The following is a 25,542-nucleotide window of genomic DNA, read 5'->3' as shown; positions in this document are numbered from 1 at the left end:
TCTTTCAGAGACCGAGACTGAAAAAGGACGTGTTCATGCATGCTAACTGAAAACAAATTAACTCTTTATTTTGTCCGCCATGGAGAAACTCAATATAATGTAGAAAGAAGAATGCAAGGATTCTGTGATTCTCCACTTACCGAAAAAGGGATTTTACAAGCTAAATCAGTTGGAAAGGGATTATCTGATATTGAGTTTATCGCAGCCTACGCAAGTGACAGCCAGAGAGTACTCGACACAGCTAAATTTGCCATTGGTGATCGTGACATTCCTTTAAATCCAGATGCACGATTAAAGGAAATGAACTTTGGTGTACTAGAGGCTTTGTTGGAGGATGAAATTCCTACTCTTTATGGAGATGCTCTTGAAAAATTATTTTCACTTGATATCAATGCCTGTGCTCCTGAAGGTGAAACATATGCACAGTTGTTTGCGAGAACTGAACAAGCAATCAATGAAATTGTAGAAAAACATACTCAAGATGGTGGAAACATTTTAATTTTTTCTCATGGTGTAACAATTGGTAACTATATCATCCAAGTAACAAACAGCAAAGAGTTTAAGGTTCATGACAATTGCAGTGTTTCGGTTGTCAATTTTGTTGATGGTAAACCTTACGTTGAAAAGATTGGTGACACAAGCTTTAGAGAAAAAGGAAGTAAGCTATTAAAAGCGAATAGTTGATTATGAAAAAAGGAGGTCATGAGAGATCTCTTTTTTACATTTAGTTCCAAAGTCTAGTAAGCTATAAAAAAATTAAAAGAAAGCGTTGACATTCGATTTTGCCCGTGATAAATTACATATAACAAATAAATAACACATATTCCGTTATAGGAATGTTACCTTAAGTGGGCATAACCTGGACTGAATAGAGACACAATATTCGCGATATTTGTGTGCTATTCGGCTCAGGTTTTTTATTTGTCTAAAATTAAGATGAAGGAAGGGACAGCTCATGAAATACGAGCAGTTGGCTAAAGATATACTTTCTAATGTCGGCGGAAAAGAAAACGTTTCCAGTGTCGTGCATTGTATTACTAGATTACGTTTTAAATTAAAAGATGAATCAAAAGCAAATACAGAAGTCCTTAAAAATATGGATGATGTTGTAACTGTTATGAAAAGCGGTGGACAATATCAGGTGGTTATTGGGAATCATGTACCGGATGTTTATCAAGCAGTATTACATGTTGGTGGTTTTCAAGGACAGTCACAAGCTAGTGATGATGAAGAAAAGCAAAAATCAAGTTTAATTGACATAATTTCAAGTATATTCACACCTGTACTTGGCGTATTAGCTGCAACAGGGATGATCAAAGGTTTTAATGCGCTATTTCTAGCATTAGGTTGGTTAGAGAATACATCAGGAACTTATCAAATTTTAAATGCAATTGGCGATTCTCTATTTTACTTCTTTCCAATTTTCTTAGGATATACAGCGATTAAAAAATTTGGTGGAAGTCCATTTATTGGAATGGCGATTGGGGGCTCATTAGTTTATCCAACGTTATCAGGATTAACGGCAGGTGAGCCGCTGTACACATTATTCGCAGGAACAATGTTTGAATCACCAATTCATATTACATTTTTAGGTGTACCTGTTATTTTAATGAGTTATGCATCTTCTGTTATTCCAATTATCTTAGCATCTTATTTCGCAGCAATTGTAGAAAACCGTTTGAAAAAAATTATTCCAAGTGTAGTAAAAGCATTCTTAGTACCATTCTTTACATTATTAATTGTTGTTCCTTTAACATTTATCATCATTGGACCTATCGCAACATGGTTAGGTAATCTTTTAGGAATGGCAACCCTATTTATCTATAATCTAAGCCCGCTAGTTGCAGGGATATTTGTAGGTGGATTATGGCAGTTACTTGTTATCTTTGGTCTTCACTGGGGTCTTGTACCAATTGCGATTAACAACCTTACAACAATGGGAGCGGACCCAGTATTAGCAACTACTTTTGCTGCTTCATTTGCACAAATTGGTGCAGTCTTGGCAGTATGGATTAGAACAAAGCAGCAAAAGTTGAAAACATTAAGTATTCCAGCATTTATTTCTGGTATTTTCGGTGTAACAGAGCCAGCCATTTATGGTATTACATTACCGCTTAAAAAGCCATTTATCATTAGCTGTATTGCAGCTGCTGTTGGTGGGGGGATTATCGGTGCAGCTGGTTCAAAGATTTATATGGTAGGTGGTCTTGGAGTTTTCGGAATTCCATCATTTATTAGTCCAACAGATGGTATTACATTTGCTTTTTGGGCAATGTTGATTTCATTCGCTGTAGCCTTTGGTCTAGGCTTTATCCTTACGTATCTATTCGGAATGGGGAAAGCTAAAAATGAAGCAACTGAAAATACTCAAAGTGAAGTAGCAGTAACAACAGCTCCAAATGCTAAAAAAGAACAAATCATCAGTCCTTTAACAGGTGATGTGAAGGTATTATCAGAGATTGAAGACGAAGCATTTGCATCAGGTGCTCTTGGGCATGGTATAGCAATTGAGCCAAGCGAAGGAAAGCTGCTTGCTCCTGCTTCTGGTATCGTGACTGCTTTGTTTCCGACTAATCATGCAATTGGTATCACGACTGAAACTGGGGTAGATATTCTGATTCATATCGGTATGGATACAGTACAGTTAGAAGGAAAGTATTTTACAGCCCATGTTGCTCAAGGTGAACGTATTGAAAAAGGGCAACTCTTAATAGAATTTGAGATGGATAAGATTAAAGAAGCGGGTAAACCGTTAACAACACCTGTTGTGGTAACGAATCATAAAGAGTTTAATATTAACTTAACACCAGAGAAACAAGTGAAAACTGGGGACTGTGTTTTTACTATCAATTAAATGTTATCTAAGGAGGAGATCGTCTTTTAAGTCGTTCTCTCCCTCATTTTTTATGAAAAGGAGTTTTCTTCATGGCTTTTCCAAAAGGATTTTTATGGGGCGGTGCGATTGCTGCCAATCAAACAGAAGGTGCCTATCTCGAAGGTGGAAAAGGATTAACAACAGTTGATTTACTACCTACAGGAGAAAAACGATGGGATATCATGTTTGGTAATCTTCCTTCTTTCCAACCACTTGAAGGCGAATTTTATCCATCCCACACGGCAATAGATTTTTATCATCGTTATAAGGAAGATATTGCCCTTTTTGCAGAGATGGGTTTTAAAGCGTTACGTGTATCTATTTCATGGGCAAGAATTTTCCCAAATGGTGATGACGAGCAGCCTAATGAAGCAGGGTTAAAGTTTTATGATGATCTTTTTGATGAACTATTAAAAAATAACATTGAACCTGTTGTAACCATTGCCCATTTTGATGTACCAGTTAACTTGGTTGAAAACTATGGAAGCTGGAAAAATCGTAAGCTGGTATCTTTATTTGAAACCTATGCGACAACTTTATTTAAACGTTATAAAGACAAGGTAAAATACTGGATGACATTTAATGAAATCAATATGTTATTACATTTACCATTTGTAGGTGCTGGCCTTGTTTTTAAAGAAGGAGACAATAAAGAACAAATAAAATACCAAGCTGCACATCACCAATTAGTTGCTAGTGCGCTTGCTGTAAAAGCATGTCATGAAATCAGCCCAGGGGCGATGATTGGCTGTATGCTTGCTGCTGGTATGACTTATCCGTACACATGTAACCCTGAGGATGTTTGGGATGCAATGGAGAAAGATCGTGAATCATTCTTTTTCATTGATGTGCAATCACGTGGAGCATATCCAGGGTATGCAAAGAGATTTTTTAAAGATCATAACATAACGGTCGAAATGGAAGATGGAGATGAAGAGCTCTTAAAAAATCATACCGTTGATTATATCGGCTTTAGTTATTATGCAAGCCGTGCAACTAGTACAGATCCAGAAGTTAATAATATGACATCTGGGAATGTGTTTGGATCGATTGAAAATCCGTACTTAGAAAAATCAGAGTGGGGTTGGACGATCGATCCAAGAGGATTCCGTATTACAGCGAATCAATTATATGATCGCTATCAAAAGCCATTATTTGTAGTTGAAAATGGATTAGGTGCTATTGATAAGCTAACTGCGAATGGTGAAGTTCACGATGACTATCGTATTGACTATTTGAAAAAGCACGTTGTGGAAATGAGTGAAGCCATTGATGATGGCGTAGAGATTATTGGCTATACAAGTTGGGGTCCAATTGATATTGTGAGTGCTTCGACTGGAGAAATGAAAAAGCGCTATGGCTATATTTATGTTGACAAAGATAATGAAGGAAATGGTACACTACAACGAACTAAGAAGAAAAGCTTTGATTGGTATAAAAAAGTAATTGAAAGTAATGGTGAAACACTTTAAGAAGTTGCGAGATCAAAAGAAAAGATTGTTCAAGCATGTGATATGCCAATGGAGAATACTTTCGGGGCATGATGAAATAAGAGGAAAGCTGACAACAGCTTTCCTTCTATTAGTACAGGGTTTCTCCTATAATCTTTAGAAGTGGTCATGGAGAATGGTATAACTTATAATACGGTAAAGTAGAGCTTATACGAGAAAATCTGTTTGACAAATAAACCATAAAAAGTTTAGGTGGTTATATGAAAATAGAAAAAGTATTTAACAATAATGTTGTAAGTGCATTTAATGAAGAAAAGATAGAGCTTGTTATTATGGGAAAAGGTCTTGCTTTTCAAAAAAGACCTGGTGATGAAATAGATGATGACAAAATTGAGAAAGTGTTCACACTGAAAAATAAAGATATGTCGGAACGTTTTAAAACATTATTATATGAAGTTTCACTTGAGCTTATGGAAGTAACAGAAGACATCATTAAAAAGGCAAAAAGTAAGCTTGGAAGAGAATTAAATGATAGCATTTATGTATCTCTTACAGATCATATTAATTTTGCCATTGAACGTAATAAAAAAGGTCTCGACATAAGAAATGCATTGCTATGGGAAATTAAAAAACTCTATAAAGATGAATTTTCTCTTGGAGTAGAAGCATTAGGTATGATTCAGGAAAAGCTTCATGTAACATTACCGGAAGATGAGGCTGGTTTTATTGCCATGCATATTGTAAATGCAGAACTTAATGAGGAAATGCCTAATATCGTAAACATTACAAAAACGATGCAAGACATTTTGAAAATTGTTAAATATCACTTTAAGATGGATTTTAACGAAGAGTCGCTTAACTTCTTCCGATTTGTCACTCATTTGAAGTTCTTTGCTCAAAGACTGTATAGCAAAACTTACATGGAAGGTGAAGACGACTTTCTGTTTGAAGCTGTAAAAAACAAACACAAACAAGCTTATGAATGCACGGAAAAAATTAATGATTATGTGAAAAGACAATTTGATTATGAGTTAACGAATGATGAGAAGCTATATTTGACCATTCATATTGAAAGGGTTATTAATCGATAAAAAGGAAAAGTAGACGATTTTTTCGTCTACTTTCTTCTATATTATAGTAGGTTTTTTATCCTTCCAAGGCCGTGCTTTCTCAAGCTGTCCTGCAAGCTGAAACAGAGTAGCTTCATCTCCAAGCGGTGCCATAAACTGAACACCGATAGGTAAGTTATCTTTATTCCAAAATAATGGAACGGACATCGCCGGACAGCCTGTTGTATTTGCAAGTGGAGTGTAGGGAACCCATTCATTTAGTCTGTTAACGTACCCCTCTATATTACCTGGATAACATAACTCACCAATTCTTAAAGGCGGCTCACTAAGAGTTGGGGTTAACAGGAGATCGTAGTTGTTGAAAAATTGAGCCACTTCTTTAGTTACTTGCTGCATGTAACTAATCGCAGCAAGATATTCTGTTGCTCTGTATGAATTACCGCATTGTAAAGCTTCCCAAGTATAAGGTTCTAGTTCTTCTTGCTTCGGAGCTCTTCCAGTTAAATTTGTTAAAGAATGTATTCCTTGTGAAAAGGATGATTGCCAAAGCACTTGGAATGCTCGGTTATATGTATCAACATTAATAGTAGGAGATCCCTCCTCAACATCATGACCTAGCGATTGACAGAGATTTGCTGCATCTAAAACAGCATCTTCACAATCAGGATGAATCTTTTTACCATTAAAACCGGTTTTTAAAACAGCTATTTTTAATTTTCTCGGTTCTTTGGTTGATTCAGTGACAAATGAATCACTTGGTTGGGATACATAGAATGGATTACCAGGATGGTTTCCATATGTTGCATCAAGAAGTCCCGCACTATCTCGAACAGTCCGCGTAATAACATGATTAACTCCGAGGCCAACCGGATCAGGGTTTTTTGGAATTCTACCTCTACTTACTTTAAGGCCAAAAACTCCACAACAAGATGCGGGAATTCGAATTGATCCTCCCCCGTCCGAAGCATGTGCCATCGGAACCATTCCAGCTGCAACGGCAGCCGCTGCCCCTCCGCTTGAGCCTCCAGCTGTGTAAGCTAGATTCCATGGATTTCTCGTTGGACCATATTGTAAAGGCTCAGTAGTTGGTACTAGTCCAAATTCACACGTATTTGTTTTTCCAATTGTAATAAGCCCCGTTTGATGACGGATTCTTGATGAATATTCACTATCAGCTGGGGCAATAAAGTCTTTAAGATATGTAGATCCTGCTGTGTACGGAGTGTTTGCAAAGAATTCTAAATCCTTCATGAGGAACGGAACACCTGAAAAAGGACCTGATTCAGGTGATGGTAACCTGTTTTCATACAATTTATGTGTGATGGCATTTAATTTGGGATTTAACTCTTCTATTAAGTCAATTGTATAAGAAAGTAATTCTGCAGCTGTAATTTGTTTGGTTTTAATAAGCTGAGCCTGTTCAGTGGCATCGAGCCATTTTAACTGGTGCATAGGTGAAGCCTCCTTGAATAGGTACTTTTTGGCTTAGTACGGGTATTTTTAAGAGGATTTATGTTATAAATTTTTACTATGACTCTATTATATAACGAACAAAGTTTTCCTTTTAACAAAAAGTATCAAATAATAAACAACATCAATCCTCACAAACTTGTCAAAAACTTTTTCATTCTTCACACAATTAAATTCCAACTTTATTGATAGGAATAATGAGTTGTGGTAAAATGAATTATATTTTTCACTTGTCAGTGAGACTGAAATAATGGAAACTAGTAATTATGAATAATTTGTACAAGTAAATTTTGTGAGGTGTGGATTTTGTTGCAACTTCAGGTAATGAACAGTCCGTTTAATCAGGAGCAAGTAGAGCTCCTAAATCGTCTTCTGCCAACCTTGACGGAATCTCAAAAAGTCTGGTTGAGTGGGTATCTAGCTGCTACACAAGCTGGTTCTGCTAATGTTACGGCTGCTCCCGAAGCGCCGGTAGTAGAAGCTGCTGCGCCAGTAAATGTTAAACCTGTATCTAAAGATGTTACGATTCTATTTGGTTCTCAAACTGGTAATGCCCAAGGTCTTGCAAATAAAGCAGGAAAAGAACTTGAGAGTCGTGGCTATAAAGTAACTGTTTCATCAATGAGTGATTTTAAACCAAACAGCTTGAAGAAGGTAGAGAATCTTCTTATCGTTGTAAGTACACATGGTGAAGGAGATCCACCGGATAATGCAATTTCTTTCCATGAATTCCTACATGGCAAACGAGCTCCAAAGCTTGATGAACTTCGCTATTCAGTTCTTTCGCTTGGTGATAGCTCTTATGAGTTTTTCTGCCATACAGGAAAAGAATTTGATCAACGTTTAGAAGATCTTGGTGGAACTCGTCTTTATCCACGTATTGATTGTGATTTAGACTTTGATGAGCCTGCATCTGAGTGGATTGCAGGAGTTTTAGCTGGTCTTGATGAAGCTCGGGCGGCGGGAGTAGAACCTGTTCAAGCTCAAGAAGCAGCTGCCCCTGCTCCTCAAGCTTTAGAATCAGCTTACTCAAGAACAAACCCTTTTAAAGCAGAGGTGCTTGAAAACCTAAACCTAAATGGTCGAGGCTCTAACAAAGAAACGCGTCATCTTGAGTTATCTTTAGAAGGATCTGGACTAACATTTGAGCCAGGTGATGCTCTAGGTGTTTACCCGGAAAATGATCCTGAACTTGTTGACCTTATTCTTGAAGCAGTAAAATGGGATGCAAATGAAAAAGTTACAGTGAATAATGAAGAAGTAACATTGAAAGAGGCATTAAGCTCAAGGGTTGAAATTGCCACGTTAACGAAGCCTGTTGTTGAAAAAGCAGCACAGCTTAATTCTAATAAAGATTTACAATCACTTGTATCAAACAGGGATTCTATAAAAGCATATATTGATGGTCGTGACCTACTAGATTTAATTCGTGACTTTGGTCCATGGGAAGTTTCTGCACAGGAATTTGCTGGTATTCTACGCAAAATGCCAGTTCGTCTATACTCTATTGCAAGTAGCTTAGCTGCAAATCCTGATGAAGTTCACTTAACAATTGGGGCTGTCCGTTATGAAACACATGGTCGTCATCGTAAAGGTGTGGCGTCAACCCAAGTAGCAGAGCGTCTACAACCTGGTGATACATTACCCGTGTATATTCAAAAAAATCAAAACTTTAGACTACCACAAAATCCTGATACGCCAATTATTATGGTCGGACCTGGTACTGGTGTGGCGCCGTTCCGTGCATTTATGCAAGAGCGTGAAGAAATCGGTGCAGAAGGTAAATCATGGATGTTCTTCGGTGATCAACATTTTGTAACAGACTTTCTTTACCAAACAGAATGGCAAAAATGGATTAAAGACGGTGTGTTAACGAGAATGGATGTTGCTTTCTCACGTGATCAAGAAGAGAAGGTTTATGTACAGAATCGCATGCAAGAGCACAGCAAAGAGTTGTTCCAATGGCTTGAAGAAGGGGCTGTTGTGTACGTTTGCGGTGATAAAAATCATATGGCGAAAGATGTTAACAATACACTGATCGAAATTATTGAAAAAGAAGGCGGATTAAGCCGTGAAAAAGCGGAAGCCTACCTTGCAGATATGAAACAAAATAAACGCTATCAACGCGATGTATATTGATTTTTTGATTGAAAGGAGACTAGCAACATGGCGAACAAAATATTAAAAGCACCAGAAGGCCCACCAAGTGATGTTGAGGGTATTAAAGAACGAAGTGACTATTTGCGTGGAACGCTTAAAGAATCTATGCTAGAGCCATTAAGCTCAGGTATTTCAGATGATGATAACCGCTTAATGAAGCATCACGGCAGCTATTTACAAGATGACCGTGATCTTCGAAATGAGCGTCAAAAACAAAAATTAGAACCAGCTTATCAATTTATGCTACGTGTTCGTTTACCTGGTGGTGTTGCAACACCAAACCAGTGGCTTGTTATGGACGACCTTGCACAAAAATACGGAAACGGTACGTTAAAGCTAACAACTCGTATGACGTTCCAAATGCATGGGATTTTAAAATGGAACATGAAGAAAACGATTCAAGGTATTCATGCTTCATTGTTAGACACAATCGCCGCATGTGGGGACGTTAACCGTAACGTAATGTGTGTGGCAAATCCGTATCAATCGAACGTCCATCAAGAAGTGTACGAATGGTCGAAAAAATTAAGTGATGATTTATTACCACGTACAAGAGCTTATCATGAAATATGGCTTGATGAAGAAAGAGTAGCTGGTACACCAGATACTGATGAGCTAGAACCAATGTACGGTCCACTTTATTTACCACGTAAATTTAAAATTGGTATTGCGGTACCACCATCAAATGATGTGGATATTTTTTCTCAAGACTTAGGCTATATCGCCGTTGTTGAAAACGACAAGCTTGTTGGTTTTAACGTAGCAATTGGCGGTGGTATGGGAATGAGTCATGGTGATAAAGAAACATATCCACAGCTTGCGAAAGTTATTGGTTTCATTAAACCAGAACAGGCTTATGATGTAGCAGAAAAGATTATTACAATTCAACGTGACTATGGAAATCGTTCTGTACGTAAAAATGCACGTTTCAAATATACGGTCGATCGCCTAGGACTTGAAAACGTAAAAGAAGAGTTAGAAAATCGTCTTGGCTGGAGTTTAGAAGAAGCGAAGCCATTCACTTTCGATCATAACGGAGATCGCTATGGTTGGGAAAAAGGTGTGAAAGGAAAATGGAACTTCACGCTATTTATTGAAGGTGGACGTGTAACAGATTATGACGACTACAAGCTTATGACAGGTATTAGAGAAATTGCTAAAATTCACACAGGTGACTTCCGTTTAACAGCAAACCAAAACCTGATCATTGGAAATGTATCAAGTCAGAAAAAGAAAAAAATCAGTGAACTTATTGAAAAATACGGTTTAACTGATGGTAAGCATTATTCGGCATTACGTCGTAGTGCATTAGCATGTGTTGCTTTACCAACATGTGGTCTAGCAATGGCTGAAGCAGAACGTTACTTACCAAAATTAATTGATAAAATCGATGAGATTGTGGATCAAAACGGTTTAAAAGATAAAGAAATTACCATTCGTATGACAGGCTGTCCAAACGGATGTGCCCGTCACGCATTAGGTGAAATCGGCTTTATCGGTAAAGCACCTGGTAAATACAATATGTATCTTGGTGCAGCACATGACGGAAGCCGTTTAAGCAAAATGTACCGTGAAAACATTGGTGAAGAAGAAATTTTAAAAGAGCTAAATACGATTATCCCTCGCTATGCGAAGGAACGTGAAGAAAATGAGCACTTTGGGGACTTTGTCATTCGCGCAGGTATTATCGGAGAAACAACAGACGGAACGAACTTCCACGATTAATATAGGAAAAAGACAGGGGGATCCCTGTCTTTTTTTATACATTCATGAATTGGCCTTGGAAGTAAGCCGATTATCTATTGTTTGAAAAAAAGGTTTTTCTATGATATATTATCTTTAATTCAAGATATTTTATTTAGAGATATTTTGTGAGGAATGTTACTAACAACTTGTAGTTAAAATATAAACAATACAAAATAATGGAGGATCACAATGAATCAATTAAAAGGTATTCATCATGTAACGGCTATAACAAGTAGTGCTGAGAAAAATTATGAGTTCTTCACATATGTGTTAGGAATGCGTTTAGTTAAGAAAACTGTAAATCAGGATGATATCCAGACATATCACTTATTTTTTGCTGATGATGTAGGAAGTGCAGGGACTGACATGACATTCTTTGACTTCCCTGGAATTCCAAAAGGAGTACACGGGACAAATGAAATTTCCAAAACATCATTTCGAGTTCCAACAGATGCTTCATTGGATTATTGGGTAAAACGTTTTGATCGCCTGGAAGTTAAACACACAGGAATTAAAGAGCAGTTTGGGAAAAAATCATTATCCTTTGTAGACTTCGATGATCAACAATATCAATTAATTTCAGATGAAAAAAATGAAGGAGTTGCCTCTGGTACACCATGGCAAAAAGGGCCGATTCCTCTAGAGCATGCTATTACTGGTTTAGGACCTATTTTCATTCGAGTAAATAATGTGGAACAAATGAAAGAGGTACTAGAGAGAGCACTTGGCTTTAAGGAAGTGGCACAGGAAGGATCATTTCACCTATTTGAAGTTGGCGAAGGGGGAAATGGAGCACAGGTCATTTTAGAGCATAATGATGTACTCCCTCATGGAATTCAGGGCTATGGCACTGTTCATCATGTTGCCTTCCGTGTTGAAGACCGCGTAGTGTTAGAAGAGTGGATTAGTCATATGCAAAGCATCGGTTTTCCAACTTCAGGCTATGTGAATCGTCACTTCTTCGAATCACTATATGCAAGAGTTGCACCCCATATACTTTTTGAATTTGCAACTGATGGACCAGGCTTTATGGGAGATGAACCTTATGAAACTCTAGGAGAAAAGCTGTCATTACCTCCATTTCTAGAGCCAAAACGGGAACAAATTGAAAAGCTGGTTCGTCCAATTGATACTGTTCGTAGTACAAAGGAGATCGTAAAGGAATAGGAAAAAAGGAGGAGAACCTTTATAGGTTTTCCTTTTTAAAAATAGCTATAAACAAAGAATTCATATTACTTGTAGATTTATCCATATTAGTATAGAATAGGTTTATAGGTAAAAAGTATCAAGGAATATATTCCTGTATTTCTCAACTCCAACTAAATAGTTAAGGGCAAATCTACTGAAAGGTAGAGACGCAAAGCTACAGGGGCTAAGTTCTGAGGAATATGCTTGCCAGTTACCGATTTAATATAAAGAAGAACTAATCGGTGGATTAGTTCTTTTTTTAGGAGAGATGACGGTCTTGTATAGTGATCTATCAACATTTGAAAATCAAAAACGAAAGCTGTATTTATATGTCATACCTATTGTTTTACTGGCTCTATTATTTGGTCTTCCTAGTTGGAATGAATTTAACTTTCTAGATAGAACTATAATAGCTTCATACTTAATCCTTTTTATAAGTTCCTACTTTTTAATCTTGAAGAGAATTTTCTTTAGAGTCGTTGAACTTACAATTTTTATATCAGTGTCTATTGTTCACTTATTGTTAACATACTGGTCTTTACATGTGGAAAGTGTTCAGAATCAACATTATTCAATTAGTGATGCTGCAATTTGGACACCGATGATTTATATTTATATTTTTATTACATTCTATGGAATTTACGGAATCGTGTTATCCATTGTTTTATGGTCTATGACAACAGCAATCATTCTATCTTCGTTGAGCATTATACAGGTTGATATGATCAACTCACTTATAAACTACCAGTTAGCAATGTTTGTTTATATTGTTATACTTTTTTTCGCTAGAAAAGGCCTTGATGCATCTGTTAGGACTTCAATGCTTGAGCAAATGGCTTTTAAAGATATGTTAACCGGTATTGAGAATAGACGGGCTGTTCACCAGTTGTTTGAAAAGCTTAATTCTGAAAGTAAAACGTATTCTATTATCTTTTTTGATATTGATTATTTCAAAAAAGTGAATGATCAGTATGGACATAGTGTTGGTGATTCAGTTTTAATAGAAATTTCTAGGATCATTAGTTGTGGTTTAAACAAAAGTGACTTTTTTGCTCGGTGGGGTGGAGAAGAATTCATTGTCATTACAAAAAAAGAGACGATTGATAAAACATTAAAGCTAGCTGAAAAACTAAAACTCTTAATTAGCCAACATCAGTTTAAGGTAGTAGGAAAACTTACTGCAAGCTTTGGTATATCCGAGTCTCAACCGGGCCAACTAGCTGAACTAGTATTAGAACAGGCAGACCAAGCTTTGTATTCAGCAAAGGCTAGTGGGCGAAATAAAATTATGATGTTTGGTGAGCAAGGCGAAAATAAAAAAGAGATTCCCTCCTGACAATTTTAACGTTATACTTACTTTTGTGGTTTAACGATTAAAAGAATGATAGGAGCTTACAAGATGGATATTCTTACACTCTTAAAGGCTGTTATACTTGGCTTAGTAGAAGGGTTAACTGAATTTGCACCCGTTTCTTCAACTGGTCATATGATTATTGTCGATGATATGTGGTTACAATCGGAAGATTTTTTAGGTAAATATGTAGCAAATACGTTTAAAATTGTTATACAACTAGGCTCCATTTTAGCTGTAGTGGTCGTCTTTAAGGACCGCTTTATCCAAATGTTGGGTTTAGGTAGATTGAGCAAAAAAACAGCTGAATCTACGGAAGGATCAAGTCGTTTAAAGCTTACTCAAGTCATTGTAGGCTTAATCCCAGCCGGTGTGCTAGGTGTCCTTTTCGAGGATTATATTGATGAACATTTATTTTCTATTACAACTGTGTTAATCGGTTTAGTTGTTGGGGCAGTCTTAATGATTGCAGCCGATCTTTTTGGTCCAAAGGAAGTAAAAATTGAGACAGTTGATCAAATTACTTATAAACAAGCATTTTCTGTTGGATTAATACAATGTCTTTCATTATGGCCTGGATTTTCACGTTCTGGATCAACCATTTCAGGAGGAGTTCTACTCGGAATGAGCCACCGTGCTGCAGCTGATTTTACTTTTATTATGGCAGTACCAATCATGGCGGGAGCAAGCGCGATCTCTCTTTTGAAAAACTGGCAATACTTTTCTATTGAAGCCATGCCATTTTTTATCGCAGGATTTATTAGTGCCTTTGTATTTGCCCTTCTTTCAATTCGCTTTTTCCTAAAGCTCATTAATAAAATCAAGTTAATGCCCTTTGCGATTTATCGAATTTTATTAGTTATTGTGATATGGATTGTATACTTTTAATTTTGGTAGCCTGTTCTAGAGAAATATGGAACAGGCTTTTTATCATTTAAAAATATGTGAAAAAAAGATAACATACATATAAGGATGAAAGTTTGTTTTAGGAGGTATCGTGTTATAAACGTTAATAAAGTTTCAGTCTATGACCATATGTTATTTATTATCATAACCTTTATCTATTGGTTCTCTCTGTATATTTATGTTCCAGTGTTTGTTTCTTATTTGGATTTTTTAGGTGGGACTTATACATTAGTAGGGTTTATTGTTGGTAGTTATGGGATCATGCAAATTTTACTACGTCTTCCGGTAGGGATTATTTCAGATCGACTACAAATTCGAAAGCCGTTTGTCATGATCGGACTCATTACAGGGGTCATTAGCTGTTTTGGTTTTGCTTTAACAGACAGCCTTGGCTTTGCGTTATTAGCCAGGTTTGTTTCAGGTGTAACTGCTTCGATGTGGGTGGCTTTTACCGTATTATATGCTAGTTATTTTAAACAAGAAGACACAACAAAAGCAATGGGGAATGTTCAGTTTATAACAGTATCATCTCAGCTTATTAGTATGGGCCTAAGTGGTTATCTTGTTAGTCATTGGGGTTGGAAGGCACCTTTTTGGTTAGGTGGAGTTATTGGTACGATAGGGATTATACTTTCCTTACGAGTGAGAGAGGTAAGCGGTGAAAAGAATACTAAGAAGATTGAAAAACACGAACTGACAGAAGTTTTTAGAGAAAAGATTGTGTTAAAAGCAGCCATTTTATCTGCAATTGCTCATGCAGTCTTATTTATTACGATGTTTGGCTTTACCCCTGATTATGCTCTAACAATAGGTGCCGAAAGTGAAACATTGCTTTTTCTTGTGTTTAGTTTCATGATACCACATGCTATTGCACCGATTGTGACAGGTAGCTATTTGATTGCTCGTTTTCAAAAATGGACAATATTAATAATAGGCTTTTTAGGTACATGTATATTTTCTGCTATAATACCGTTTATTAGCAGTCTACCTATTCTATATGTATCTCAAGCTTTAAATGGATTTGCACAAGGAATGACGATACCATTATTAATGGGCATGGCCATTCAAACGATTCCAAGCAATAAACGTGCAACTGCAATGGGTCTCTTTCAAGCAATTTATGCATTAGGTATTTTTCTTGGTCCATTTATTGCGGGTCTGTTTAGTCATGAAGGTGCCTATGTTTCAGTGTTTTTAACGGCTGGTGGAGCTGGATTCATAGGGATGATCTTATCAATGAAATGGGGATTTATGAACACTACTGTGCAAGGCAAGCGAGCACAGTCACTGTAATAAAAGGCTTAATCACAAGATTAAGTCTCTTTCTATAGCATTAGGCACACCTCTTTTTGACACTAAGAATGTAAGATGTCTATATTAACAATAAGTGATGAAGCGTATTAGGAGGACTTTTTTATGACACAGATAAAGGAGCAATCACTTACTACAGTCGAAAATACTGTAAGAAGGCAAAAGGAATATTTTCGCAAAGGACAAACAAAATCAAAAGATTTTCGAGTGAATATGCTAAAGAAGCTTGCTGAACAAATTAGAAAAAATGAAGAGAAGATATGCCTCGCTCTCAAACGGGATTTAAATAAATCAGAAACAGAGGCCTATGTCACTGAGATCGGATTTCTTTTAGAGGAAATAAGCTTTACATTAAAACATATTCATAAATGGATGAAGCCGGAAAAAGTAAAAACAGCCAAAACACATATTGGCTCAAAGGGGTTTAAAGTGGCAGAACCATATGGAGTAACGCTTATTATAGCTCCATGGAATTATCCTTTTCAACTACAACTTGCTCCTTTAATTGGTGCAATTGCAGCAGGAAACACAGCGGTTTTAAAACCTTCAGAATTAACCCCGCACACTTCAAAATTGCTTGCTGAAATGATAGAAGACACCTTTTCTTCTGAATACATAGCTGTACTTGAAGGTGGTGTTGAAACGACGACTTATTTACTAGATCAAGAGTTTGATTATATCTTTTTTACAGGAAGTGTCCCTGTTGGAAAAGCCGTAATGGAAGCTGCTGCTAAACGATTAATTCCAATTACACTTGAATTGGGTGGAAAAAGTCCTTGTATCGTAGATGAAACAGCAAATATTGAATTGGCTGCAAAACGGATTGCCTTTGGTAAATTTATTAATGCAGGTCAGACCTGTATTGCTCCTGATTATTTATTTGTTCATAAGAAAGTTAAGGATTTGTTCCTAACTGAAATGAAGAAGGTTATTGTAGATTTTTATGGAGATAAACCATTAGAAAATGAGGACTTTACAAGAATTGTAAATGATCGTCATTTTCATCGATTAAAGAACTATTTGTCGGACGGTTCACTATTATTTGGAGGCGACACTGACGAGGAGAGCTTGAAAATAGAGCCAACTTTGTTAGAACCGAAAAGTATGACTTCTGGTGTTATGACAGACGAAATCTTCGGACCAATCTTCCCTGTGCTTGAATATGAAAATATCCGTACTGTGATTGATTTTGTAACAGATCGTCCTAAGCCGTTAGCTTTGTATTTATTTACGACATCTGAAGAAATGGAGAAGAAGGTAACAGAATCTATATCATTCGGTGGTGGATGTATTAACGACACACTTATGCATATTGCTACCCCGTATCTTCCTTTTGGAGGTGTCGGAGAAAGCGGTATGGGTACCTACCATGGTGAATCGAGCTTTACAGCATTTTCACATTATAAAAGTGTCCTCAAACAAACAAATCGATTTGACTTTCATTTTCGATATCCTAATGCAAAAAATGGGTTGAAATTAATGAAGAGGTTAATGAAATAAGCGAGACTCTGACTTCGGAAGGGAGAGGTCTCTTTAATGAAAGTTAACAAACAAGAATTGCACGCAGAAAGACAGAATCAGGACAAGGATCAGTTCTGGAGTGCAAACCTTGTCTCGATAGAAGAGGAATCGGGACAAGAAACAGGTTAGGGGATTAAAAAGTGTCCCGATAGTGGAGGAATCGGGACAAGAAACCGGTCGTGGGATCGAAATGTGTCTCGATAGTGGTGGAATCGGGACACAAATCAGGTCGTGGGATCAAGATGTGTCTCGATAGTAGAGGAATCGGGACATAAATTAGGTCATGGGATCGAAATGTGTCCCGATAGTGGAGGAATCTGGACACAAATCAGGTCGTGGATCAAGATGTGTCCCGATAGTAGAAGAATCGGGACAGAAATCAGGTCATGGGATCGAAATGTGTCCCGATAGTGGAGGAATCGGGAAACATATCAGGTCGTGGGATCAAGATGTGTCCCGATAGTAGAGGAATCGGGACACAAATTAGATTATGGGATCGAAATGTGTCTCGATAGTAGAGGAATCGGGACAGAAATCAGGTCGTGGGATCAAGATGTGTCTCGATAGTAGAGGAATCGGGACAGAAATCAGGTCATGGGATCAAGGTGTGTCTCGATAGAAGAGGAATCGGGACAAAAAACAGGTCAATTGATCAAGATGTGTCCCAATAGTAGAGGAATCTGGACACAAATTAGGTCATGGGATCGAAATGTGTCCCGATAGTGGAGGAATCGGGACAGAAATCAGGTCGTGAGAACAAGATATGTCCAGATAGAAGAGGAATCGGGACAGAAATCAGGTCATGAGAACAAAATGTGTCCCGATAGTAGAGGAATCGGGACAGAAATCCGGTCATGAGACCAAAATGTGTCCCGATAGTAGAGGAATCGGGACAAAAAACAGGTCGAGGAAACAAAATGTGTCCCGATAGAAGAGGAATCGGGACAAAAAACAGGTCGAGGAAACAAAATGTGTCTCAATAGTATAAGAATCGGGACACAAATCAGGCCTTGAGACCAAAATGTCTCCCGATAATAGCCGAATTTCTCTAAGCCGATCATAAAAAGTGAAAAGAAACGTGAAACCAACAGTACACAAAGACTACTTGCACCTAGTGCTCTCCATCAATAAACAAAAAAAATTAATAAAATTCATAAAAGCCATTGACAGTGATATTGAGAATCATTATCATATGATTATAGAGATAATCAATTACACCTTACTTTACATAGTCGTCACTAAGCGGTCGTTCAAAGCAGGGTTGCCTTGATTCATCTTGAAACTCGATTTTCCCCAACCCCCTATATAGTGAAAAAGCTTGGCTGGTCACCAAGCTTTTTTGTATGCCATTAAATGTTTCCACGAAAACATTTCTGTTCATTTTTCTCATGTATTACGTCTAAAAACAAAGTCATAAGATCTGCTTGACATTGAGAATTGTTTTCATTTAAAATATCCTCAAAGGATAATGATAATCATTTTCATCTACTAGGAGTGTATGATGGAACAGACAACGCCCATCATTGTATTCAATTATTGTGCACTTTGCGGTTTTCTCGAATGTACAGAAAATCATGACGATCCGGTCTGTCCCTGCTGTGGAGCAGGTCTACTTGATTATGATTAACAATGAGAACGAATTTCATTTAGCGGAAAAAGGAAGGGATTCTAAATGGTACATAAAAACAACCAGACTTATATAAGTCCGATGACTGATGAGCATTTAGAGTCATTTATTAAATGTCCATATAAAATTTATTACCAGCAAACTCTAGAGGGAAATGAAAGTGATATAAGGTGGAGACAGATTGTTCAATTACTTATTAATGGAGTTGTTCAGGCTTATTATCAGTTGCCAGTAAAAGAACAGACAAATTTAATGGCCTTTAAGTTAATTGATCGTTATTGGAGTAATGTTAGTCTTCGCTACTTTCAGTCTAAAGAGAAATATTATATGGTTTTGGCCAAAACAACTGATCATCTTTTGCAGTTTCTTTCTACCAAAGACCATGACATACCACCTTTGATTTTATATGAGAAGCTTCATACATATATGAAGGGATTGGAGATGCAGTTTTCCATTACACTTGAATTGGTTGAATGGTCAATAAAGTCATTTACTATTAAAAAATTCCTTGTGGATGCAGACCAGGAATTAATAGATCTTTACACTCATTTACTAGCCGTTTTCTCTTACGAAGCTTTTGGCATTTTACCAGAAAGAATTGAGATTTACTCTTTAATGGAGGGAGAAGTATTTGTTACAACTCCTTCTGTGAAGGATATTCCAAAAGGTGTTATGTATTTGGAATATATGAAAGAATTGGTTCAAAACGGTTCATTAAGTGATTGTGTTAATTGTCCATTTACTGACAGATGTCAGGAGGATCATCCGGTAAGACCGAACAGAATTAAAAATAACTGGCATTAAGGAGGAAAGTACATGCATCATCATTATTTAATTGTAACCAAATCGTTTGAGCATATAGTTGATTGTTTTTGTCCGGACGGAGATCACTCAGATGTTCTTGAAATTAAAAAAGAGGACTTTATTGAAGTGACAAATGATAAAAAATTTCTTTTTGATACAGGGTGGTATATTTTAGTCATCTTAAATAGACATTGGCATTTTTATATAGCTCTGGACGATTTAGATAAATATTTTACGAAAGGTTATCTAGCTTCATTAGTGGATATTGAATTAAAAATAAATCATTTAAAGTTTCAAATAGATCAGTCGCTGGGGAAAGGTGATGAATCCTCTTTTTTGCATAGCACAAAATGCTTAAAAGAGTCATCGGAACTTAAAGTAAGATTAGAGCACTTTCTTCATCAAATGGAGATTGAAAGTCAATTTTTGTAGATTTTCCTATCATTCTTTAATAAAGGAGTGGACGAATATGGGTGAAATCTTTAAAAAAGCAATTCGCTTGAAAAAGGAACAGGTCATTCAGCAATTGTTAAGGCTAGATTACTATAAATCTTCAGATAATCGTCAGTTATATGAACTAACTCTTAGTGAGTTGGAGAGTGAGTATAAAGTAGTAACGGGACATCATGTGCATAGCGGATTAAGGTGAAAATAACGATCGTGGGATTGAGGTATACCACGGTCGTTTTCTTACTAGTTAAATGCTAGAAAGGGGAAAAGTTCTTATAAATGAAAGTTAGTAGAAACGTGACTTTTCCTTATAAACTAACGAAATCATATCCCTATCCATTTTTTGCTTTTCAGTTTCATGCCAAAACCTTTTATTTACAAATACGTTATTTAAATTTAAGCTTGGTATAGAACTTTTATTTAAAGGAAAGGAACTACCATGCAAAAAATTTTACCGGCTTTTTCCTCAATCAAACAGTTTGAGAAATTTTTACAAAGTGATTATGAGATCGGAATATTCCTTGAAACTCACATTTCTCAATTAGGCAATTTTCATAAATTAGCAGAGCAGCATCATAAAAAGTTGATTTACCATGTTGATTTAATACATGGGCTGAAAAATGATGATTATGCTGCTGAATACATATGCCAGGAGTTTGATCCGTATGGTCTTATTTCTACAAAATCTAATGTGATTTTAAAAGCTAAGCAAAAGGGTGTTGTCGCCATTCAACGAATGTTTTTAATTGATTCACATGCTTTGGAAAGAAGCTATCGTTTACTTGAAAAAACAAAGCCTGATTACATTGAGGTGCTCCCAGGGGCAATGCCGTGGATGATTCAAGAGGTAAAGGAACGAACAAATACAAAGATTCTTGCCGGAGGTCTTATTCGGACACCGGAAGAAGTGGAAAAGGCGCTTGAGGCTGGTGCTGATGCGATTACTACATCCAAAAGAGAGCTATGGAAATTCAGCAAGTAGACTGTGTTGTTATTGAACAGAAATCTTTCCATACTTTCCGTAAAATGCTACAATAATAGTAAGTTAATAAGACGGTTAGAGATTCGGAGAGACCAAACTACATTATAGTCATTTGTCTATGATGTTGTTTGGTCTCTTTTTTGTTAGTAATCCGTCCTTTTATTAAGCCTTACATTTGACGCTAAGGGGATGTCGAAATGATGAAGTTTTCAAGTATAACAAGAGGTGCACTTCTTGAAACGATGGATAAACAGGAATACGACTTGCTCGTTATTGGGGGAGGAATTACAGGGGCTGGGATTGCGTTGGATGCTGTCCTTCGCGGGATGAAGGTCGCAGTTGTTGAAATGCAGGATTTTGCTGCAGGAACATCGAGTCGTTCAACAAAACTTGTTCATGGTGGATTAAGATATTTAAAACAATTTCAAGTAGCGATGGTGGCTGAGGTTGGGAAAGAACGTGCAATTGTGTATGAAAATGGACCACATGTCACAACCCCTGAATGGATGCTGTTGCCGATACACCAAGGAGGAACCTTTGGCACATTCACTACCTCCGTTGCGTTACGATTTTATGATTTTTTAGCAAGTGTAAAAAAGGGAGAACGCCGTAAAATGTTGTCTGCAAAGGATACATTACGTAAAGAGCCGTTACTTAAGAAAAAGGGGTTAAAAGGTGGGGGCTACTATGTTGAATATCGAACAGATGATGCAAGGTTAACGATTGAAGTATTAAAGGCAGCTGTTCAAAATGGAGCTCATATCGTAAATTATGCAAAAGCAGTTGATCTTTTATATAAAGATAATAAAGTGTCAGGTGCGACAGTGATGGATATGCTCACACAAACGCAATATACCATCTCCGCCAAGAAAGTTGTAAATGCAGCTGGTCCTTGGGTGGATGATGTACGGAACAAGGATTATTCGAGAAATAACAAACAGCTTCGTTTAACAAAAGGAGTTCACTTAGTACTTGACCAATCTGCTTTCCCTCTTCAGCAAGCTGTTTATTTTGATACACCAGACGGACGAATGGTTTTTGCTATTCCACGTGATGGGAAAACGTATGTAGGAACAACAGATACATTTTTCGAGGAAGACACAGCCAATCCAAAAATGCTTGCAGAAGACCGAGATTATATTTTAAACAGCATAACGTATATGTTTCCGAATGTGAAATTATCAAAGGAAGATGTTGAATCAAGCTGGGCTGGAGTGCGTCCATTGATTTACGAAAAAGGAAAAGACCCTTCTGAAATTTCTCGTAAGGATGAGATTTGGGAAGCTGACAGTGGGCTTATAACAATTGCTGGTGGAAAATTAACAGGCTATCGAAAAATGGCTGAGTCAGTAGTGGATCTCGTTTCAATGAGAATCAGTGAATCCTCACAGGGCGTTTCCTTCAAACGTTCTCAAACGAAAACATATCCAATCTCAGGTGGTAATGTAGGCGGTTCGAAGGGATTTATGGCTTTTATTAAGAAAAAAGAGGTAGAGGCAGTTAAATACGGTTTTACTAAAGAAGAAGGTCATTTTTTAGCAAAGCAATACGGATCAAATGTGGATTTAGTTTTTGAGTATAGCAATAGCTATCATAATCATGATGCAATGGGTTTATCAAGGGGTGTATATGCTCAGCTTATGTACGCCATCGAGCATGAAATGGTGGTGAAGCCGGTTGATTTCTTTATTCGCCGGACAGGAGCTTTATTTTTTGATCGTAACTGGGTGATTACCTGGAAGGAAAAAGTGATCCTGTTCATGGCAAAAAAATTAAATTGGACAGAAGATCAAATAAAGAATTATCAGGTACAATTAGATCAAGAATTAAAAGATGCGGTTACACCGGTTGATGAAAGGTAGGCTGTGAAGGGGGGAGGAGCGTGCTCCAACTCCCTTATTAAGGAGTGGATGAGTTGAAAAAAGAATATTGGTTACCAATGAAAGATGGACATGAGGTTTTTGTTGTGAAATGGTCGGATGAAACAAAGAAACCAAGAGCACTTATTCAGTTGTCACATGGAATGGCTGAACATATTAAACGTTATGAAACATTTGCTCAATTCTTAGTTTCTAATGGAATATATTTGGTTGGAAATGATCATCGGGGACATGGGCGAACAGGAGAAAAAAGTGGAAATAGTGGTTACTTTGCAGAAGATAATGGGTTTGAGAAAGTGGTAGATGATTTAAAGGAAGTTTATGATCATGTTCGTGAGCAGTACCCCTCTGTCCCTATATTTTTAATGGGTCATAGTATGGGATCTTTTTTAGTTAGACGTTTTCTACAACGCTTTCAAACGGATATTCACGGTGTAATTTTGTCAGGTACAGGTGGAAATTCCCCCGTTTCATTATCACTTGCGAAACTCATTGCAAAGTCACAAATAAAAAAGTATGGTAGCCAGGCTGAGAGTCAATTGTTAAATCGATTAACAACAGGCAGTTATAATAAAAGGTTTGTAAATGCTGAAACAGAGTTTGAATGGTTGTCCCGTGATCCACAGCAAATAAAGAATTACATGGATGATATTTATTGTGGAAAACCGGCAACAACAAGCTTTTATTACGATCTATATGATGGACTTAAACTCATCCAAGAAGATAAAGAAGTAAAAAAGGTTCAAAAGAATATACCATTTTATCTTTTCAGCGGAGATATGGATCCTGTTGGAAACTATTCAAAAGGAGTATCAGGATTGATAAAACAAATGAAAAAGCATGGAATAGTTGAAATTGATTGTAAAATCTATAAAGATGGTCGTCATGAAATGTTAAACGAAGTAAATCGTGATGAAGTGTTTAAAGATCTTTTACAATGGCTGGAAAAGCAATTGAATAAAAAGTGAAGATGAAATGTTAGTTTGTAAAACAAGCTAACATTTTTTATTTTGACAAAAATATAAAAAAATGTAGAATTATGTCGATATAAGAAGAAAGACTCTTTATTGTTATCTTAGTAAACAGCATGTAAAATCCACAGGAATAAGGGAGATCTATGAGTAAATTAAAAAAGTTTGAACAAGCTGCTTTAAACGTCATGCAATTAATGAGTAAAACGATAACGGCTCGTTCATTTTTTGTCGCATCTACTAGAAATAACCGATTTAAAATACTAGAAAAATTCAATCTGGAAGGCGGATGTCCAATTCCTCGTAATGTGGACGAACCAGTCGAAATGTCGTACTGCCATATTGTGGCTAACAATAAAAAACCTTTATTAGTAAAAGATGCAGAAAATAAAGAGCCGTTTAAAAGTATGGCTGTAACAGATGCCTTTTCAATTGGATCATATGCAGGAGTGCCGATTTACATGCAAGATGGATCCGTATTTGGAACATTATGTGCTCTAGATCCCCTTCCTAATAGTTTAAGTGAAAAGGACATTTCTGTTTTGGAGATGTATGCAAGCTTTATCAGCAATACCATTAGCCTGGAAGAGGCATATTCAAAGCTAAAACAATATGAAGAACAAATAACACTAGAGCTGCAGTTAGCGAAGAATATTCAAACTTCTTTTTTAAGTGAAAAAATAGATGATGAACAGATAAAGATTGATTTCCTTTACACTCCTTCCTCCCATTTATCGGGGGATTTATGCCGATGGTGTAAAGTAAAGGATGGCGTGTACACAGCGATTGTCCTGGATGTTATGGGACATGGAGTTTCATCTGCAATGATTGGAATGGCGATTACACCTATTTTAAAAAACATAGTAAATGATGTGAACTCTCCTTATGAAGTAATGTGTGAGTTAAATCGTTTAATAAAAGAGTGGTTTCAGAATAATTCCAAGGTTACCACCTTTATAACAGGTATTTATCTAGTAATTGATACGAACAACAATGTGATTAAGTATTATAATGCCGGACACCCCGCAGGAATGCTAGTCAATCATAACGGAACTTCTGAAATGTTGGAGGAAGGTGGCGTACCATTAGGAATATTGGATGAGTTACCCTATGTAGAAGCGAGTGTAACCTACCAAACTCCATGTGAAATTCTCCTTTACTCGGATGGAGTACTTGATCATTTAATCGAAAAAAATGATTCGCAGCAACTTATTTTAGCATTAATGGATCGATATAAAGAGTATGTTAGCAATCAAGTATCCATCATTCCGTTGATGAAGGACCAAGTAAGTCGATTAAAAACATTAAACGACGATATTTGTGCGGTATCAATTTCGGTTAAATAATGTGGGGGTATTTATGTTTACGTTAAATGTTAAAATTCCATGTGATTTAAATGAAATTGAGAAACTAGAGCAAAAAATTAGGGAGCAACTATCACTTTATCAATGTTCTGTAAGAGACCATATTTGCTTTATTGCTCATGAACTACTAATAAATTCTTTTGAAGCAACGGTGAAAACCTTTTCTGCTCCGTCATCACTTTATTCTATTTATGCACATGTTGAAATGACTCATTCAGAGTACATCATTCATATAACTGATGAATGTGGTGGTGTGAAAGGTGAAGTCTTCACTCATGAGCTTGAAGATATCCTTTTACAGGAACGTGGACGGGGACTGCTTATGGTAAGAGAGCTAGTAGACAGTATCTCTTTTCATCAAAATGATGAAGATGGTCTATTTACGGTTTTAGTTAAGAAAGAAAGGGGCGCCTAG

General features: G+C 36.8%; 20 protein-coding genes and 1 riboswitch. Of the genes, 19 read left to right on the top strand and 1 reads right to left on the bottom strand.

Annotation, left to right across the window (positions count from 1 at the left end):
- Positions 1 to 39: 39 nt before the first annotated feature.
- From ACEWK1_RS10280 to licT, 4 genes are all read left to right on the top strand, one after another.
- Positions 40 to 684, top strand: a complete 645-nt coding sequence (locus ACEWK1_RS10280; RefSeq protein WP_416636164.1) for a histidine phosphatase family protein — start codon at positions 40 to 42, stop codon at positions 682 to 684.
- A gap of 271 nt (positions 685 to 955) precedes the next feature.
- Entirely contained in the window at positions 956 to 2,854 is a 1,899-nt protein-coding gene (locus tag ACEWK1_RS10275; protein ID WP_212137524.1) for a beta-glucoside-specific PTS transporter subunit IIABC, read from the top strand.
- 71 nt (positions 2,855 to 2,925) lie between these two features.
- The gene (gene ascB / locus ACEWK1_RS10270; RefSeq protein WP_416636161.1) at positions 2,926 to 4,347 is read left to right on the top strand and encodes a 6-phospho-beta-glucosidase; all 1,422 of its coding nucleotides are present in this window, start codon (positions 2,926 to 2,928) and stop codon (positions 4,345 to 4,347) included.
- A 239-nt stretch (positions 4,348 to 4,586) separates the two neighbouring features.
- Positions 4,587 to 5,417, top strand: a complete 831-nt coding sequence (gene licT, locus ACEWK1_RS10265; RefSeq protein WP_121663413.1) for a BglG family transcription antiterminator LicT — start codon at positions 4,587 to 4,589, stop codon at positions 5,415 to 5,417.
- A 36-nt stretch (positions 5,418 to 5,453) separates the two neighbouring features.
- On the opposite strand, the gene ACEWK1_RS10260 is transcribed toward licT, so the two are convergent.
- Positions 5,454 to 6,848: an amidase gene (locus ACEWK1_RS10260; protein WP_121663412.1), complete on the bottom strand. Its 1,395-nt coding sequence runs from the start codon at positions 6,846 to 6,848 to the stop codon at positions 5,454 to 5,456.
- A 327-nt stretch (positions 6,849 to 7,175) separates the two neighbouring features.
- Between ACEWK1_RS10260 and ACEWK1_RS10255 the strand changes: the two genes are divergently transcribed.
- The 15 genes from ACEWK1_RS10255 to ACEWK1_RS10185 all read left to right on the top strand — a co-directional run bounded on the left by ACEWK1_RS10255 (position 7,176) and on the right by ACEWK1_RS10185 (position 25,542).
- Positions 7,176 to 9,005 (top strand): assimilatory sulfite reductase (NADPH) flavoprotein subunit, encoded by a 1,830-nt coding sequence (locus tag ACEWK1_RS10255; protein ID WP_121663411.1) that lies wholly within the window; start codon positions 7,176 to 7,178, stop codon positions 9,003 to 9,005.
- A 27-nt stretch (positions 9,006 to 9,032) separates the two neighbouring features.
- Complete coding sequence (gene cysI, locus ACEWK1_RS10250) at positions 9,033 to 10,751, top strand: assimilatory sulfite reductase (NADPH) hemoprotein subunit (RefSeq protein WP_121663410.1); 1,719 nt, start codon at positions 9,033 to 9,035, stop codon at positions 10,749 to 10,751.
- Positions 10,752 to 10,961: 210 nt separating this feature from the next.
- On the top strand, positions 10,962 to 11,939 hold the full coding sequence (locus tag ACEWK1_RS10245; protein ID WP_212137533.1) for a ring-cleaving dioxygenase: 978 nt from the start codon (positions 10,962 to 10,964) through the stop codon (positions 11,937 to 11,939).
- Between the two features lie 155 nt (positions 11,940 to 12,094).
- A riboswitch (cyclic di-GMP riboswitch) is annotated at positions 12,095 to 12,179 on the top strand.
- A 58-nt stretch (positions 12,180 to 12,237) separates the two neighbouring features.
- On the top strand, positions 12,238 to 13,296 hold the full coding sequence (locus ACEWK1_RS10240; RefSeq protein WP_416636158.1) for a GGDEF domain-containing protein: 1,059 nt from the start codon (positions 12,238 to 12,240) through the stop codon (positions 13,294 to 13,296).
- A 63-nt stretch (positions 13,297 to 13,359) separates the two neighbouring features.
- Positions 13,360 to 14,199, top strand: coding sequence for an undecaprenyl-diphosphate phosphatase (locus tag ACEWK1_RS10235; RefSeq protein WP_251397772.1), 840 nt, complete (start codon positions 13,360 to 13,362; stop codon positions 14,197 to 14,199).
- An 84-nt stretch (positions 14,200 to 14,283) separates the two neighbouring features.
- Positions 14,284 to 15,510: an MFS transporter gene (locus ACEWK1_RS10230; protein ID WP_353056984.1), complete on the top strand. Its 1,227-nt coding sequence runs from the start codon at positions 14,284 to 14,286 to the stop codon at positions 15,508 to 15,510.
- A gap of 123 nt (positions 15,511 to 15,633) precedes the next feature.
- The gene (locus tag ACEWK1_RS10225; RefSeq protein WP_416636157.1) at positions 15,634 to 17,028 is read left to right on the top strand and encodes an aldehyde dehydrogenase; all 1,395 of its coding nucleotides are present in this window, start codon (positions 15,634 to 15,636) and stop codon (positions 17,026 to 17,028) included.
- A gap of 1,693 nt (positions 17,029 to 18,721) precedes the next feature.
- Complete coding sequence (locus ACEWK1_RS10220; RefSeq protein ID WP_416636156.1) at positions 18,722 to 19,480, top strand: hypothetical protein; 759 nt, start codon at positions 18,722 to 18,724, stop codon at positions 19,478 to 19,480.
- 12 nt (positions 19,481 to 19,492) lie between these two features.
- Positions 19,493 to 19,912, top strand: coding sequence for a hypothetical protein (locus ACEWK1_RS10215; protein ID WP_416636154.1), 420 nt, complete (start codon positions 19,493 to 19,495; stop codon positions 19,910 to 19,912).
- Positions 19,913 to 19,949: 37 nt separating this feature from the next.
- The gene (locus tag ACEWK1_RS10210) at positions 19,950 to 20,129 is read left to right on the top strand and encodes a Fur-regulated basic protein FbpA (protein WP_212137549.1); all 180 of its coding nucleotides are present in this window, start codon (positions 19,950 to 19,952) and stop codon (positions 20,127 to 20,129) included.
- A 240-nt stretch (positions 20,130 to 20,369) separates the two neighbouring features.
- Positions 20,370 to 20,912 (top strand): glycerol-3-phosphate responsive antiterminator, encoded by a 543-nt coding sequence (locus ACEWK1_RS10205; RefSeq protein WP_212137551.1) that lies wholly within the window; start codon positions 20,370 to 20,372, stop codon positions 20,910 to 20,912.
- Positions 20,913 to 21,112: 200 nt separating this feature from the next.
- Positions 21,113 to 22,774, top strand: coding sequence for a glycerol-3-phosphate dehydrogenase/oxidase (locus ACEWK1_RS10200; protein WP_285849075.1), 1,662 nt, complete (start codon positions 21,113 to 21,115; stop codon positions 22,772 to 22,774).
- 53 nt (positions 22,775 to 22,827) lie between these two features.
- Complete coding sequence (locus ACEWK1_RS10195; RefSeq protein ID WP_416636152.1) at positions 22,828 to 23,760, top strand: lysophospholipase; 933 nt, start codon at positions 22,828 to 22,830, stop codon at positions 23,758 to 23,760.
- A 149-nt stretch (positions 23,761 to 23,909) separates the two neighbouring features.
- Positions 23,910 to 25,109 (top strand): GAF domain-containing SpoIIE family protein phosphatase, encoded by a 1,200-nt coding sequence (locus tag ACEWK1_RS10190; protein WP_416636151.1) that lies wholly within the window; start codon positions 23,910 to 23,912, stop codon positions 25,107 to 25,109.
- A gap of 13 nt (positions 25,110 to 25,122) precedes the next feature.
- Positions 25,123 to 25,542, top strand: a complete 420-nt coding sequence (locus ACEWK1_RS10185) for an ATP-binding protein (protein WP_251397755.1) — start codon at positions 25,123 to 25,125, stop codon at positions 25,540 to 25,542.

Source organism: Metabacillus sp. YM-086 (assembly GCF_048059995.1).
In the GTDB taxonomy this organism is placed as follows: domain Bacteria; phylum Bacillota; class Bacilli; order Bacillales; family Bacillaceae; genus Metabacillus; species Metabacillus litoralis_B.
Note: the sequence above shows the minus strand (reverse complement) of the source record. Positions and strands in the feature narration are given on the sequence as shown.